Origin of the sequence: Streptomyces sp. Je 1-369, from assembly GCF_026810505.1 — a bacterium.
Taxonomy (GTDB): domain Bacteria; phylum Actinomycetota; class Actinomycetes; order Streptomycetales; family Streptomycetaceae; genus Streptomyces.
The window spans coordinates 2,376,652-2,390,928 of sequence record NZ_CP101750.1 but is presented as its reverse complement, the minus strand read 5'-3'; the positions used below and the strand labels follow the sequence as shown (position 1 = coordinate 2,390,928).

General features: G+C 72.4%; 16 protein-coding genes. 12 read left to right on the top strand and 4 right to left on the bottom strand.

What is annotated here, in order from left to right; all coding sequences use genetic code 11:
- Positions 1-120: 120 nt before the first annotated feature.
- The 4 genes from NOO62_RS10955 (at position 121) to NOO62_RS10940 (ending at position 4,019) form a co-directional block, all read left to right on the top strand.
- Positions 121-1,359, top strand: coding sequence for an NYN domain-containing protein (locus NOO62_RS10955; protein WP_268770688.1), 1,239 nt, complete (start codon positions 121-123; stop codon positions 1,357-1,359).
- 63 nt (positions 1,360-1,422) lie between these two features.
- Positions 1,423-2,457, top strand: a complete 1,035-nt coding sequence (locus NOO62_RS10950; protein WP_398976055.1) for an ABC transporter ATP-binding protein — start codon at positions 1,423-1,425, stop codon at positions 2,455-2,457.
- A 43-nt stretch (positions 2,458-2,500) separates the two neighbouring features.
- Positions 2,501-3,322 carry an ABC transporter permease gene (locus tag NOO62_RS10945; protein ID WP_414930798.1) on the top strand — a complete coding sequence of 274 codons (822 nt, stop codon included), beginning with the start codon at positions 2,501-2,503 and terminating at the stop codon, positions 3,320-3,322.
- Positions 3,323-3,356: 34 nt separating this feature from the next.
- Complete coding sequence (locus NOO62_RS10940; RefSeq protein WP_268770687.1) at positions 3,357-4,019, top strand: DUF2567 domain-containing protein; 663 nt, start codon at positions 3,357-3,359, stop codon at positions 4,017-4,019.
- Between the two features lie 181 nt (positions 4,020-4,200).
- On the opposite strand, the gene ybaK is transcribed toward NOO62_RS10940, so the two are convergent.
- The 4 genes from ybaK to NOO62_RS10920 form a co-directional block, all read right to left on the bottom strand.
- Positions 4,201-4,707 (bottom strand): Cys-tRNA(Pro) deacylase, encoded by a 507-nt coding sequence (ybaK, locus tag NOO62_RS10935; protein WP_268770686.1) that lies wholly within the window; start codon positions 4,705-4,707, stop codon positions 4,201-4,203.
- Between the two features lie 47 nt (positions 4,708-4,754).
- Positions 4,755-5,501: an LON peptidase substrate-binding domain-containing protein gene (locus tag NOO62_RS10930; RefSeq protein ID WP_268770685.1), complete on the bottom strand. Its 747-nt coding sequence runs from the start codon at positions 5,499-5,501 to the stop codon at positions 4,755-4,757.
- A gap of 2 nt (positions 5,502-5,503) precedes the next feature.
- Positions 5,504-6,475, bottom strand: coding sequence for a hypothetical protein (locus NOO62_RS10925; RefSeq protein WP_268775562.1), 972 nt, complete (start codon positions 6,473-6,475; stop codon positions 5,504-5,506).
- 232 nt (positions 6,476-6,707) lie between these two features.
- Positions 6,708-8,222: an oxidoreductase gene (locus NOO62_RS10920; RefSeq protein WP_268775561.1), complete on the bottom strand. Its 1,515-nt coding sequence runs from the start codon at positions 8,220-8,222 to the stop codon at positions 6,708-6,710.
- 232 nt (positions 8,223-8,454) lie between these two features.
- Between NOO62_RS10920 and hisD the strand changes: the two genes are divergently transcribed.
- From hisD to hisF, 8 genes are read left to right on the top strand one after another with little or no spacing between them, the layout of a single operon-like run.
- Positions 8,455-9,786, top strand: coding sequence for a histidinol dehydrogenase (hisD, locus tag NOO62_RS10915; protein ID WP_268770684.1), 1,332 nt, complete (start codon positions 8,455-8,457; stop codon positions 9,784-9,786).
- Positions 9,783-10,895: a histidinol-phosphate transaminase gene (locus NOO62_RS10910; RefSeq protein WP_268770683.1), complete on the top strand. Its 1,113-nt coding sequence runs from the start codon at positions 9,783-9,785 to the stop codon at positions 10,893-10,895. Before hisD ends, NOO62_RS10910 begins: the two co-directional genes overlap by 4 nt.
- Positions 10,892-11,494: an imidazoleglycerol-phosphate dehydratase HisB gene (gene hisB, locus NOO62_RS10905; RefSeq protein ID WP_055563285.1), complete on the top strand. Its 603-nt coding sequence runs from the start codon at positions 10,892-10,894 to the stop codon at positions 11,492-11,494. Before NOO62_RS10910 ends, hisB begins: the two co-directional genes overlap by 4 nt.
- 3 nt (positions 11,495-11,497) lie before the next feature.
- Entirely contained in the window at positions 11,498-11,662 is a 165-nt protein-coding gene (locus NOO62_RS10900) for a hypothetical protein (protein ID WP_055527442.1), read from the top strand.
- A 16-nt stretch (positions 11,663-11,678) separates the two neighbouring features.
- Positions 11,679-12,320 (top strand): imidazole glycerol phosphate synthase subunit HisH, encoded by a 642-nt coding sequence (gene hisH / locus NOO62_RS10895; protein ID WP_150166753.1) that lies wholly within the window; start codon positions 11,679-11,681, stop codon positions 12,318-12,320.
- Positions 12,317-13,045, top strand: a complete 729-nt coding sequence (gene priA, locus NOO62_RS10890) for a bifunctional 1-(5-phosphoribosyl)-5-((5-phosphoribosylamino)methylideneamino)imidazole-4-carboxamide isomerase/phosphoribosylanthranilate isomerase PriA (RefSeq protein ID WP_268770682.1) — start codon at positions 12,317-12,319, stop codon at positions 13,043-13,045. Before hisH ends, priA begins: the two co-directional genes overlap by 4 nt.
- The gene (locus NOO62_RS10885; RefSeq protein ID WP_268770681.1) at positions 13,042-13,455 is read left to right on the top strand and encodes a RidA family protein; all 414 of its coding nucleotides are present in this window, start codon (positions 13,042-13,044) and stop codon (positions 13,453-13,455) included. The genes priA and NOO62_RS10885 overlap by 4 nt, the downstream gene beginning before the upstream one ends.
- The gene (hisF, locus tag NOO62_RS10880; RefSeq protein WP_268770680.1) at positions 13,452-14,207 is read left to right on the top strand and encodes an imidazole glycerol phosphate synthase subunit HisF; all 756 of its coding nucleotides are present in this window, start codon (positions 13,452-13,454) and stop codon (positions 14,205-14,207) included. The genes NOO62_RS10885 and hisF overlap by 4 nt, the downstream gene beginning before the upstream one ends.
- The last annotated feature ends 70 nt before the right edge of the window (positions 14,208-14,277 follow it).

Sequence of the window (14,277 nt, the reverse complement as noted above, 5' to 3'; positions counted from 1 at the left end):
TGGCCGGACAGGGTGTCTTCGTGGGCCTTCGAGGGAACGTCCAGAGACCTCCAGGCACGTAGCACTGTCCTGGAACCTCCAGGCACGTCAGGGAACCTCCAGGGAAAGAGGGTGGACCGCGTGGATCGCTGCATCGTCCTGGTGGACGCCGGTTATCTGCTGGGTGCCGCCGCGAGTCTCCTCGCGGGCGAACCGTCCAGGTCCCGGATCACCGTCGATCACTCCGCCCTCATCCAGGGCCTGCGCGAACGCGCGGAAGCCGACACCGAGCGCCCCCTCCTGCGCATCTACTGGTTCGACGGCGCCCCCGACCGCGTCCCCCAGCCCGAACACCGCAGACTGCGCGTCATGCCCCGCGTCACCGTCCGCCTCGGCGCCCTGACCCGCAGCGACGGCCGCTGGGCGCAGAAGGGCGTCGACGCCGCGATGCACGCCGAACTGACCGAGCTGGCCCGCAACCGCGCCTGCTCCGACGTCGTGCTCGTCACCGGCGACGGCGATCTGCTGCCCGGCATGATGGCCGCCAAGGAACACGGCGTCGCCGTCCACCTGTGGGCCGTACAGGCCGCCGACGGGGACTACAACCAGTCCGAGGACCTGGTCGCGGAGGCCGACGAGCGGCGCGTCCTCGACCGCGCCTGGATCACCAAGGCCGTCCGCCCCAAGGAGCTCACCGGCATCTGCGCGCCCCCGCCCGTGCCGCGCCCCGAGATCGCCGCGATCCTCTCCGCCCCGCTCCCGGAGTCCGCGCTCGCCGCCGCCGCGCAGCACGCCGAGGAAGAGGCCCAGGACCACCACCCCGAACCCGCGGCCAACGGCAGGCAGCCCGACGAGCACCGCATGCCGCCGGGCAAGGGCGTGCCCACCCCCAAGGACCTGGCCGCCCTGCGCGCCCCCGGCACCCAGCCCGCGCAGCACCCCACCAACGCGACGCTGCGCTGGTCCTCCGACAAGGGCTGGGTCGAGCGCCCGGGCGGCGCCCCGGAGGCCGCCGAGGCCGCCGCGCTGCCCACCCTCGCCCAGCTGACCACGGCCGAACAGCGCTGGGCCGACCGCGAGGAGGACATCACCACCGTCGGCGGCGACCCCTTCGAGGTCGGTCAGGTGTTCGCGCGGCGCTGGATGGCGCGGCTCCCGGAACAGCACAACCTGCAGAAACTGTCCACGATGTACCCCCGCATCCCGCACCGCGTCGACGGCGAGCTGCTCCGCTACGCCGCACGGTTCGGCCTGCTCGCGCACAAGGACGACCAGATCGACGAGCACGACCGGTACGCGATCAGGGCGGGCTTCTGGCGCGAGGTCGACGGGCGCACGGCCGCGGAGCACGCGCCCGCGGGCGACCGGGCAGGCGACTGACACAGGACGTACGGGGCGCCCCGGGCGCACTCCGCGCCCGCCGACCCCGTAGGCTCGTCCTTCGTGAGTACGCGCCCGACACCGGCAGTCCGACAGGGACTCCGTCAGGAACACGGCAACGACGCCGTCTGCGCGGTGCGCGACCTGGTGAAGACGTATCCCGCCGCCCGCGCCCGGCGCGGCAGGCCCGCGACCCCCGAGGTCCGCGCCACCGACGGGATCCGCCTGACGGTCGGACGCGGCGAGATCTTCGGTCTGCTCGGCCCCAACGGCGCCGGCAAATCCACCCTCGTACGCCAGCTGACCGGCCTGATGCGGCCCGACAGCGGCAGCGTCGAGATCCTCGGCCACGACATCGTGCGCCACCCCGAGCGGGCCGCGCGGATCCTCGCCTACCTGGGCCAGGAGTCCACCGCCCTCGACGAGCTGACCGTGTCGCTCGCCGTCGAGACGACCGGACGGCTGCGCGGACTCGACGTACCGCGCGCGCGGTACGAGCGGGACGCGGTCCTCGAGGAGCTGGGGCTCACCTCGCTGGCCGGACGGCCGCTGAAGAAGCTTTCCGGCGGGCAGCGCAGGCTCGCCTGCTTCGCCACCGCGCTGGTGGGGGAGCGGCAGCTGCTCGTCCTCGACGAACCCACCACCGGCATGGACCCGGTCGCGCGGCGCGCCGTCTGGGCGGCCATCGACTGGCGCAGGGCCGAGCGCGGCACCACGGTGGTCCTCGTGACCCACAACGTCATCGAGGCCGAGACGGTCCTCGACCGGGTCGCCGTGCTCGACCAGGGCAAGGTCATCGCCTGCGACAGCCCGGCCGGACTCAAGGAGAAGGTCGCGGACGAGGTCAGGGTGGAACTGGTGTGGCGGGAGCGGGCGCCGCTCGACGTGCCCGAGGTGGCCGCGCTGCGGTCCTCCGCGGTGGAGTCGGGGCGCCGGTGGTCCCTGCGGCTCGCCCCGGACGAGGCGCGGGCCGCCGTCGCGGCGGTCACCGGCGGGGCCGCGTTCGCCGCGCTGGACGACTTCACGCTGGCCACGCCCAGCCTGGAGGACGTCTACCTGGCATTGGGCGGGAGCGGACGGGGGCTGGTGAAGGCATGACACCGAGCACAGTGCGTAGGAACAGCGACAGAAGGGTTGCCCGGTGAGTGCCGTTCCCCTCGAAGCCGTGGTGCGGGCCGACGGGCGGGCCGAGGCGGCCGCGCCGGGCCCCGCACCCCTCGGGCCGCCCGCCCGGCTGCTGCCGGCGCTCTCGGCCGTCTACCGCGCCCAGCTCTCGCGGGCCAGGGTCGCCCGCATCCCGCTGCTCTTCGTGGCGACCTTCCAGTCCGTCGGCATCATGATCCTGATGCGCGGCGTCGTCGACGGGGGCGGTGAGGCGCGGGCCGTCGTCGCCGGGTCCTCCGTGCTCGTCGTCGCGTTCGTCGCCCTCAACCTGCTCGCCCAGTACTTCGGGCAGCTCCGCTCCGACGGCGGGCTCGACCACTACGCCACGCTCCCCGTGCCGCCCGCCGCCGTGGTCCTGGGGGCCGCGGCCGCGTACGCCTCGTTCACGGTGCCCGGCACGTTCGTGACGGCGATCGTCGGGTGCGGGCTCTTCGGGCTGCCCTTCACCCACCTGTGGGTGCTGCTCGCGGTGATCCCGCTGGCCGGTGCCGCCCTCGCGGGACTCGGCGCCGCCCTCGGCCTGCTCGCGCCACGCCCCGAACTGGCCACCCTGCTCGGTCAGATGGGCATGTCGGCGGCGCTGCTGCTCGGCGTGCTCCCGGCCGACCGGATGCCGACGGTGCTGCAGTACGCGCGTGACCTGCTGCCGTCGACGTACGGCGTGGAGGCCTTCGCCCATACGTTCGGTCCTGATCCTGACTGGGTCGTCGTCGCCCTGGACCTCGCGGTCTGCGCGGGCGTCGGCGTGGTCTCCCTGGCCGTCGCCACGTGGGCGTTCCGCCGGGCGGCCGTCCGGTGACGCGCCGCACAGGGTGTGCTGGCACGATGTGGGGGTGACCGCACCGTTGACTCCCTCCCAACCGCCGGACGAACAACCCCCGCACGACCCCTGGCAGACCCCCGAGCAGCCCTCGGGAGCGACGTCTCCTTACGGGTCCCCCGACGGGTCTCCCTACGGGTCTCCCGACGGGTACGAGCGGGACGGTGCGGGCCTGCGGGCCGAAGTGGTGCAGGCCGCAGTGATCGTGGTCGCGGTGGCCGTGGCCGGTGTGCTGCTCGGCGCGCTGTGGATGTGGCTGGCGCCGCGGGTGCCGCTCGTCTCGGACGGCAAGGCGGTGTACCTCAAGGACACCGAGGGCGAGCAGGCCATCGGAATAGACGGAACGTTCACCCTGCTGTCGCTCGGCTTCGGCCTGGTCAGCGGCGTCGTCGTCTTCCTGCTCCGCAAGCGCGGCGGGATCCCGCTGGTCGCGGGGCTGGCGGTCGGCAGCCTGCTCGGCGCGCTGCTCGCGTGGCGGGTCGGCATCTGGCTGGGCCCCGAGACGGACGTCGTGGCGCACGCCAAGTCCCTCGGCAAGGGCGTCGTCTTCGACGCGCCGCTGGAACTCAAGGCGATGGGCACGGTCCTCGCCTGGCCGGTGGCGGCGCTGGCCGTGCATCTCGGCCTCACGGGACTGTTCGGCCCGCGGGACCCGGAGCCGTACCCAGGACCCTGAGCCCTGGGCACGGGATCTGAGGCATCCGCAGCAACTACGGGAGCTACGGGATCTACGGGATCCTAGGCGGGACGTTTGCCGTGGTTGGCCTTGCGCTTCTTGGCCCGCCACTTCCGCATGCGCGTCTTCTTCGACATGCCCTCGGTACTAGTCCCGTCCGGGACAGGTGTCGAGGGCACTTTCAGGACCGGCCGATCGGCGCCAGCACCGCGTCCGTGAGCGACGCCAGGTCGCCCGGCGCCAGCTCGACCTCAAGGCCGCGGCGGCCCGCCGAGACGCAGATCGTGGAGTGCGCCGACGCCGAATCGTCCAGGACCGTGCGCAGCTTCTTGCGCTGGCCGAGCGGCGAGATGCCGCCCCGTACATAGCCCGTGGTGCGCTCGGCGGCCGCCGGGTCGGCCATCACGGCCTTCTTGCCGGAGACCGCGGCGGCCAGCGCCTTCAGGTCGAGGGAGCCCGCCACCGGGACGACCGCCACGGTGAGCGCGCCGTCGACCTCGGCGACCAGCGTCTTGAAGACCCGGTCGGGCGACACGCCCATCGCCTCGGCGGCCTCTTCGCCGTACGAGGGATGGGACGGGTCGTGTTCGTAGGAGTGGACGGTGAAGGACGCCCCGGCCGCGGTGAGCGCGACCGTCGCGGGCGTCCCCGCGGCCTGTGCCGTCTGCTTCTTCTGCTTCTTCGCCAAGGTGCTCGTGCCTTACGTCGGTGCGAAGACGGGCTGTGGGGCCCGCGTCAGTTGAGGCTCGTCGTCCCGCGCGTCAGCTCCGTCGCGGGCAGCGAGGGCAGGTTGCGGATGATCGCGGTCTCGGAGCGCAGCAGGGTCAGCTCGTCCCGCAGCCGCGACGCCGTGTCCTGCGCCTCCAGGAGCCGCTGCTTGGTGCCGGTGTCGAGGACGGCCGCGGCGGCGACCAGGTAGGAGACGACGGACGGGTCGTCGGGCAGCTCTGCGCCCGTCGACAGCGACCGCTCCCGCGCCCCCGCCAGCCGCTTCTGGTACGAGCGGAAGGCGCGCAGGACGCCCTCGGCGAGCGTGCCCGCACCCTCGCCGGACTCCTCGGGCACCTCCTCGACCTCGGCGGTGAGGAACGGCCCGGACGCGTCGACCGACGTGATGCGCACCCGTGTCGTGCCCGTCGCGAGGACCTCGAAGCCGCCGTCGTCGCGCTCCCTGATCGTCGCGGCGTCCGCCACGCAGCCCATGCCGTGGAAGGCCTTGAGCGGATCGTCGCCGAACCCCGCGGAGGGGCCGTGCTCGGGCAGCGCCGTCGGGTCGGGGAGTCCTGGCGCGCTCGGCGCCACCTCCTGGCCGTCGCGGATCGCGACGACGGCGAACTGGCGCTGCTCCTCCTCGGGGGTCTTGAGCAGCTCGCGCATCATGGCGCGATATCGCTCCTCGAAGACGTTCAGCGGCAGCACGAGGCCGGGGAACAGCACCGAGTTGAGCGGAAAGAGCGGAAGCCGGGTGGTCACGACCGGCAAGCCTAATGGTCGCCGGAGCGGTCGCGTCCCCGCGGACCGCGCAGCGGAGTCCGTGATGCCACTTCGATGCGCACGCCGTCGCGCAGCTCCAGGAACTGGCCGAGCGGATCGTCGGCCATCCGGTCCCAGGGGAACGACGTGGCGTACGGCCCGATCAGGCGCAGCTGCTCCAGCGCGTCGTCCCACCGCTCCAGGCGGACCAGGACGTACGTGAGGAGGTTGCGGACCTCGGCGGGCCACGGGTCCCCCGCCGCGTACTCCCGTGACAGGGCGATCGCGAGGTCGGCCGCCGCGTCCAGGCGCCGGCGCGGCAGGTTCCCCGAGGGGCTCGTCAGGTAGGCGAAGGCGGCCCGTGCCGGGAGGACCTGTATCAGCGAGCCGGGCAGGGCGTCGCCCGCGGCGCGCTCGGCGAAGTCGAAGCACTCGCGGTGCGAGCCGTACCAGGCGGCCGACAGGTACTGCAGAGCGGACGCGTGGCAGCCGTAGTGGTACGAGGAGCGGCGCACCGCCTCCTCCCACAGCTGCTCGAACACGGTGTGCGAGGCGTGCGTGCCGCGGGCGTGGTCGAGGGCGATCCGCCACGGCACCGGGTCGCGCGGGTCGGCCTCGGCGGCCGCGGTGAGCAGCGGTCCCGACTCGCGCAGCAGCTCGGCGCGGGCCGGTGACTCCCAGCCACGCACCACCGCGAGCTCCGCCTTGACGAGCAGGGCGTCGGGGTCGTGCGGGGACGCGCCGAGCCAGTCGTCGAACCACTCGGGGCGGGAGCGGGCGAAGGCGGCGAGCCGTGTGGTGTAGCGGTCGCGGTTCTCCCACTCGGCGGCCTCGCGGGTGGTGGCGAGGAGCTTCGAGGCCGGGCCGTAGTCGCCGCGTCCGGCGGCGACCAGAGCGGGGGCGAGCCGCTCGTCGGGCACGTCGAGGAGCACCTCGTCGTCCGGCGGGAGCCCGGCGGCGAGCCGCGGGGTGTGCCGGACCATGCGGGCGGTACGGATGAAGGCACGCAGCACCGTGCCCTCCTTTGCGCATCGACCGGCGCCGCTCGCGCGGCACCGCCGGTCACCGTTGTGGTTGTTCGTCGGTCGCAGGGATGACGGCCGACGGCGGGCGATGGTTGCCTGCGGTCACGTAACGGTTCGGCCGGGGACCACGGGTTCCGGCCGCGGCGGGACGACTCAGGGACGCCGGGGCGGCGCGGACGGCACGCCTGGCTCAGCTGCGCCGCAGGAGCCGCGTCGCCCCGGCCGCCACCGTGGTCGCCAGGATCCAGCCGAGCAGGATCAGCGCGGTCGAGAACCACTGCCAGCCGCCGTTCAGCTGCCAGTAGGTGTCCTGCCCGAGGTTGATGACGGGCAGCAGCAGATCGAGGGAGAACAGGGCGGGGTTCCAGTTCGGGTGCTCGCCGGGTTTGATCGCGGGATGCTCGGCGCGCGAGAACGCCACCGCGCTGACCGCCCACAGCACCGCCATCCAGACGGCGGCCCGCCCGGGCCGGTAGCCGTAGGCGACGGTCCAGTCCTGCGCGTACCCCCAGAGCTTCGCCGCGAGGGGCAGGGTCTCGCGGCGCCGCCGCTGCTTGGCGAGGAGCACCTCGCGGGCGTCGGCGTCCTCGCCGCCGTTGCGCAGGACGGTGGCGAGCTTCTCGTACGGCTCCGGGTTGTACTCGGCCGTCGCGGCCATCACCCAGCTCAGCCGCCGGGAGAGCGGGAAGGTGCCCTGCGGCACGAGGTTCTCGTACGTGAAACCGCCCATCTGGAGGCCGCCGGGCCCGGGCCAGCTCGACGCACGGTCGATGAGGTTGACGACCCGGGCGCCGGACAGGACGACCTTCCCGCGCTGCGGGGCCTCGCCGAGGAAGCGGAGCTCGGGCGTCTGGACGCGGCGCAGCGAGATCTCCTGGTCGTTCTGGAGGGTGAAGCGGGCGTGCGCGAAGTCGATGGCGTCGCCGAAGCGGCCGTCGTCGAGGCGGATGCCGCCCTCGCACTCGAAGCGCTGCACGCGGGTGCCGCGGGCCGGTGTGGTGCCGCTGGTCTGCGGGGGATTGCCGACGGCGGCCGGGGTCAGGTACAGGGTGCGCTCGACGGTCATCTGCGGGGCGTTGAGCGCGTGCCTGCCGTACTGGTTCACCAGCTTGCTGCCGCGCAGGCTCAGGGACACGCCGATCTTCGCGCCGCGCAGGCTCAGCTCGCCGTGCGACTCCATCATCTCGGCCTGGAGGTCCTGGCCGACGGTGAGGCCGTCGCCGGTGATGGAGTGGCTGCGCCGGTCGCGGTAGACCACCGCCTGGTTCAGGAGCAGGTCGGTGCCGATGTGGGCGTCGGTGAGGCGGATGCCGTTGTGGATGCGGCAGCGCGGCAGGTGCAGGTCGCCCTCGGTGTGCAGCCGGGCCGCCTCGACGCGCGGGATCGAGCAGTCGACGAGCCGCAGCGTCGCGAAGCGGGCCTCGGGAAGGAGGACCTCCTTCTCGAAGCGGCAGTGCTTCATCTCGGTATACGGGACGACCGTGCCGCCCGCGAGGTCCAGCGGATCGGTGATCTGCACGCCCGCCAGCTTCAGGGACGACACGCGGCCCGCGAGCGCCGGCGGGCCGTCGAGCAGCAGCCAGCACACGATGCGGGCCCGCACGCTCCGGTCGGGACCCCAGGGGTGCCCGCCGTGCGGATCGTCGACGGCCGGATCGCCCGATCTGAGGTCGTACACACTGCCGTTGCGGAAGGCCTGCCACATGCCGATCTCCGCGGCGGTCAGCCCGTCCGGCGGATCGCCGGTGCCGGCGTCGTCGACCACTGCTGTTGCCCCCCGTCCTGCGGCGCACGACTCTCGTACACCTGTTTCATGCCCGCTCGGTGACCGGCTGAAAGCCAGCGAGACCCTAGTGGTCAACGAGATCCGGCGGGGTTCATATCAGCCAGTGATACGCGCGTCCTGCGTCGAATGAAGGTCTGAGAGAATTGGCCGTGTGATCTCTCGAATCGATCTGCGCGGCGATGCCCTCACGGAGTTTCCGTCGGGTCCCGCCCTGCGCGCCCTGCTGCCCCGTGCCGACTTCGACGTCGCGGCCGCCCTGGAGAAGGTGCGGCCCATCTGCGAGGACGTGCATCATCGTGGCGACGCGGCCCTGATCGACTACGCGGAGAAGTTCGACGGCGTGCGCCTGGACCAGGTCCGGGTCCCCGCCGCCGCCCTCACCGAGGCCCTCGACGGCCTCGACCCGGCCGTGCGCGCGGCGCTTGAGGAGTCCATCCGCCGCGCCCGCACCGTCCACCGCGAGCAGCGCCGCGCCCCGCACACCACGCAGGTCGTCCCCGGCGGCACCGTCACCGAGAAGTGGGTCCCCGTCGAACGCGTCGGGCTCTACGCACCGGGCGGCCGGTCCGTCTACCCCTCCTCCGTGATCATGAACGCCGTCCCCGCCCAGGAGGCGGGCGTCGAGTCGATGGCGCTCGCGTCCCCGCCGCAGGCCGACTTCGGTGGCCTTCCGCACCCGACGATCCTCGCCGCCTGCGCGCTCCTCGGCATCGACGAGGTGTACGCGGTCGGCGGCGCCCAGGCCGTCGCGATGTTCGCGTACGGCACCGAGAGCTGCGCCCCCGCCAACATGGTCACCGGGCCCGGCAACATCTGGGTCGCGGCCGCCAAGCGCTACTTCACCGGGCGCATCGGCATCGACACCGAGGCGGGCCCGACCGAGATCGCCGTCCTCGCCGACGACACCGCCGACCCGGCGCACGTCGCGTCCGACCTGATCAGCCAGGCCGAGCACGACCCGCTCGCGGCCGCCGTCCTCGTCACGGACTCCCTCGCGCTCGCCGACGCGGTCGAGAAGGAGCTGGCACCGCAGGTCGCGGCGACCAAGCACGTCGAGGACCGCATCGTGCCCGCGCTCAGCGGCCGCCAGTCCGCGATCGTCCTGGTCGACGGCCTGGAGCAGGGCCTCAAGGTCGTCGACGCGTACGGCGCCGAGCACCTGGAGATCCAGACCGGTGACGCGGCCGCCGTCGCGGGACGCGTCAAGAACGCCGGCGCGATCTTCGTCGGCCCGTGGTCGCCCGTCTCCCTCGGCGACTACTGCGCGGGCTCCAACCACGTCCTGCCCACCGGCGGCTGCGCCTGCCACTCCTCGGGGCTCAGCGTCCAGTCGTTCCTGCGCGGCATCCACATCGTGGACTACAGCCGCGACGCCCTCGCCGACGTCGCGCACCACGTCGTGACGCTCGCCGAGGCGGAGGACCTGCCCGCGCACGGCGCGGCCGTCAAGGCACGGTTCGGATGGAAGGTGCCGGGGCAGTGAGCGACGTACGTATCGACGACCTGCCCGTGCGCGACGAGCTGCGCGGCAAGTCCCCCTACGGCGCACCCCAGCTCGACGTGCCCGTACGCCTGAACACCAACGAGAACCCCTACCCGCTGCCCGAAGCGCTCGTCGAACGCATCGCCGAGCGGGTGCGCGAGGCCGCCCGCGACCTCAACCGCTACCCCGACCGGGACGCCGTCGAGCTGCGCACCGAACTCGCCCGCTACCTCACCCGCACCGGCGGGCACGAGGTGACGCGCGCCCACGTGTGGGCGGCCAACGGGTCGAATGAAGTCATCCAGCAGCTCCTTCAGACCTTCGGCGGACCCGGCCGCACGGCCATCGGCTTCGAGCCGTCGTACTCGATGCACGGCCTCATCGCCCGCGGCACCGGCACCGGCTGGCTCTCCGGCCCGCGCCACGACGACTTCACCATCGACGTCGACGCGGCCACGAAGGCCATCGCCGAGCACCGCCCCGACGTCGTCTTCATCACCACGCCCAACAACCCCACGGGCAACGCGGTCCCGGCCGACGCCGTCCTCGCCCTGTACGAGGCGGCGCAGGCCGCGAAGCCGTCCCTCGTCGTCATCGACGAGGCGTACGTGGAGTTCAGCCACGGCGACTCGCTGCTCCCGCTGATCGAGGGGCGCCCGAACCTCGTCGTCTCCCGCACCATGTCGAAGGCGTTCGGCGCGGCCGGGCTGCGCCTCGGCTACCTCGCCGCCGACCCGGCGGTCGTCGACGCGGTGCAGCTCGTACGCCTGCCGTACCACCTGTCGGCCGTCACCCAGGCCACGGCGCTCGCCGCCCTGGAGCACACCGACACGCTCCTGAAGTACGTCGAGCAACTCAAGGGCGAGCGCGACCGCATCGTCACCGAACTGCGCGCGACGGGGTACGAAGTGACCGACTCCGACGCCAACTTCGTGCAGTTCGGGCGGTTCACCGACTCCCATGAGGTGTGGCGGCAGATCCTCGACCGGGGCGTCCTGGTGCGGGACAACGGCGTGCCGGGATGGCTGCGCGTGTCCACCGGGACCCCCGACGAAAACGACGCGTTCCTCGATGCGGTACGCGAACTCAAGAAGGAGCAGAGCGCATGACTCGCGAAGGCCGTGTCGGAAGAATCGAGCGGACCACCAAGGAGACCTCCGTCGTCGTCGAGATCGACCTCGACGGCACCGGCAAGGTCGACGTGTCGACCGGGGTCGGCTTCTACGACCACATGCTCGACCAGCTCGGCCGCCACGGCCTCTTCGACCTGACGGTCAAGACCGACGGCGACCTGCACATCGACTCGCACCACACCATCGAGGACACCGCGCTCGCCCTCGGTGCCGCCTTCAAGCAGGCGCTCGGCGACAAGGTCGGCATCTACCGCTTCGGCAACTGCACCGTCCCGCTGGACGAGTCGCTCGCCCAGGTGACCGTCGACCTGTCAGGCCGCCCGTACCTCGTGCACACCGAGCCCGAGAACATGGCGCCCATGATCGGTGCCTACGACACGACGATGACCCGGCACATCCTGGAGTCCTTCGTCGCGCAGGCCCAGATCGCGCTGCACGTCCACGTGCCGTACGGGCGCAACGCCCACCACATCGTGGAGTGCCAGTTCAAGGCCCTGGCCCGCGCCCTGCGGTACGCCTCCGAGCGCGACCCGCGCGCCGAAGGCATCCTTCCCTCCACGAAGGGCGCGCTGTAACCCATGACCGGGCTCAACACCATCCTCATCGTCGTCGGCCTCTTCCTGATCGGCGGCATCATCTCCTTCGTCAAGCAGGGCATGCCCAAGAGCCTCATCACGCTGCTCTCCATCGCCGCCGTGATGTGTCTGGCCGCGGGCATCCTCCGCCTCGACTACTGGAACTGACGGGAGGCGTACGCACATGAGCACTCCCAAGAAGGTCGTCGTCTTCGACTACGGCTTCGGCAACGTGCGCTCCGCCGAGCGCGCCCTCGCGCGCGCGGGCGCCGACGTCGAGATCACCCGTGACTACGACAGGGCGATGAACGCCGACGGCCTGCTCGTGCCGGGCGTCGGCGCCTTCGCCGCCTGCATGCAGGGGCTCAAGGAGGCGCGCGGCGACTGGATCGTGGGCCGCCGCCTGTCCGGCGGGCGCCCCGTGATGGGCATCTGCGTCGGCATGCAGATCCTCTTCGCGCGCGGCATCGAGCACGGCGTGGAGACCGAGGGGCTCGACGAGTGGCCCGGCACGGTCGAGCCGCTGAAGGCCGAGATCGTGCCGCACATGGGCTGGAACACGGTCCAGGCCTCGGCGGGATCCCCGCTCTTCAAGGACCTGGACGACGAAGCGCGCTTCTACTTCGTGCACTCCTACGCGGTCCACGACTGGTCCCTGGAGGTCGTGAACCCGGCGATGCGCGCCCCCTATGTGCACTGGTCCACGCACGGCGAGCCCTTCGTGGCGGCCGTCGAGAACGGCGCCCTGAGCGCCACCCAGTTCCACCCCGAGAAGTCCGGCGACGCCGGCGCCCAGCTCCTCACCAACTGGATCGGAACCCTGTGAGCACCCTCGAACTCCTTCCCGCCGTCGACGTCCGCGACGGCCAGGCCGTACGCCTCGTCCACGGCGAGTCCGGCTCGGAGACCTCCTACGGCTCCCCGCTGGAGGCCGCCCTCGCCTGGCAGCGGTCGGGCGCCGAGTGGCTGCACCTGGTCGACCTGGACGCCGCGTTCGGCACCGGCGACAACCGCGCCCTGATCGCCGAGGTCGCGGGCGCCATGGACATCAAGGTGGAACTCTCCGGCGGCATCCGCGACGACGACACGCTCGCCGCCGCCCTCGCCACCGGCTGCACCCGCGTCAACCTGGGCACGGCCGCCCTGGAGACCCCGGAGTGGGTCGCCAAGGTCATCGCCGAGTACGGCGACAAGATCGCGGTCGGCCTCGACGTACGCGGCACGACGCTGCGCGGCCGCGGCTGGACCCGCGACGGCGGCGACCTGTACGAGACCCTGGAGCGCCTGAACGCCGAGGGCTGCGCGCGCTACGTGGTCACGGACATCGCCAAGGACGGCACGCTGCAGGGCCCCAACCTGGAGCTCCTGAAGAACGTCTGCGCGGCGACGGACCGTCCTGTGGTGGCCTCCGGCGGGGTGAGCAGCCTCGACGACCTGCGCGCCATCGCCGAGCTCGTCCCGCAGGGCGTCGAGGGCTCGATCGTCGGCAAGGCGCTGTACGCGAAGGCGTTCACTCTCGAAGAGGCGCTCGCCGCGGTGGCGTCGTCATGAGGGACGCCATTCGCAGGGTGAGCTCGGGCGGTCCGTGGGAGGACGCCATCGGCTACTCCCGCGCCGTCGAGCTGCCCAACGGCCTCGTCATGGTGTCCGGCTGCACCTCCGTGGTGAACGGCGTCATCGACGCGGGCACCCCGTACGAGCAGACGGTCAACGCCTTCCGGGCCGCGTTCGACGCGCTGAGGAAGCTGGGCCTCGGCCGCGAGCACGTCGTCCGCACCCGCATGTACCTCACGCACGCGCGGGACGTGGAGGAGGTGGGCCGCGCCCACAAGGAGCTCTTCGACGACGTGCGCCCCGCGGCGTCGATGCTGATCGTCTCCGGCTTCGTCGACCCCAGCCTGGTCGTCGAGGTCGAGGTGGAGGCGTACGGTCCGCGTGCCGCGCTGGGAGGTGCGGAATGACTCTCTCCGTACGCGTGATCCCCTGCCTGGACGTGGACAACGGCCGCGTCGTCAAGGGCGTCAACTTCCAGAACCTGCGCGACGCGGGCGACCCCGTCGAGATGGCCAAGGTGTACGACGCCGAGGGCGCCGACGAGCTCACCTTCCTGGACATCACCGCGTCGTCCGGCAACCGCGAGACGACGTACGACGTGGTCCGCCGCACCGCCGAGCAGGTCTTCATCCCGCTCACGGTGGGCGGCGGCGTACGCACCGCCGAGGACGTCGACAAGCTGCTGCGCGCGGGCGCGGACAAGGTCGGCGTCAACACGGCGGCGATCGCGCGCCCCGAGCTGATCCGCGAGATCGCGGAGCGGTTCGGCCGCCAGGTGCTCGTCCTCTCCGTGGACGCGCGACGGACTCCGTCCGGCTCCTTCGAGGTCACCACCCACGGCGGCCGCGAGTCCGCCGGGATCGACGCGGTCGAGTGGGCGCACCGGGCCGCGGAGCTCGGCGCGGGGGAGATCCTGCTCAACTCGATGGACGCGGACGGCACGAAGGACGGCTACGACATCGAGATGATCTCGGCCGTACGCAAGCACGTGACCGTTCCTGTGATCGCCTCCGGTGGCGCGGGCCGCCTGGAGCACTTCCCGCCCGCGGTCGCGGCGGGCGCGGACGCGGTGCTCGCGGCGTCGGTCTTCCACTTCGGCGATCTGCGGATCGGCGAGGTCAAGGAGACCCTGCGAGGGGCGGGACACCCGGTCCGCTAGCGGCGGGTTCGCCTGGGCCCCGGTCACCCTGTGCGGGTGGCCGGGGCTTCTTCTTCGGCAGGTAGGAAGG

Coding starts and splice junctions, on each gene's coding strand:
- NOO62_RS10925 (WP_268775562.1), bottom strand. CDS start 6,475: ATGGTCCGGCACACCCCGCGGCTCGCCGCCGGGCTCCCGCCGGACGAC.
- NOO62_RS10920 (WP_268775561.1), bottom strand. CDS start 8,222: ATGTGGCAGGCCTTCCGCAACGGCAGTGTGTACGACCTCAGATCGGGC.
- hisB (WP_055563285.1), top strand. CDS start 10,892: ATGACTCGCGAAGGCCGTGTCGGAAGAATCGAGCGGACCACCAAGGAG.
- NOO62_RS10900 (WP_055527442.1), top strand. CDS start 11,498: ATGACCGGGCTCAACACCATCCTCATCGTCGTCGGCCTCTTCCTGATC.
- hisH (WP_150166753.1), top strand. CDS start 11,679: ATGAGCACTCCCAAGAAGGTCGTCGTCTTCGACTACGGCTTCGGCAAC.
- NOO62_RS10885 (WP_268770681.1), top strand. CDS start 13,042: ATGAGGGACGCCATTCGCAGGGTGAGCTCGGGCGGTCCGTGGGAGGAC.
- hisF (WP_268770680.1), top strand. CDS start 13,452: ATGACTCTCTCCGTACGCGTGATCCCCTGCCTGGACGTGGACAACGGC.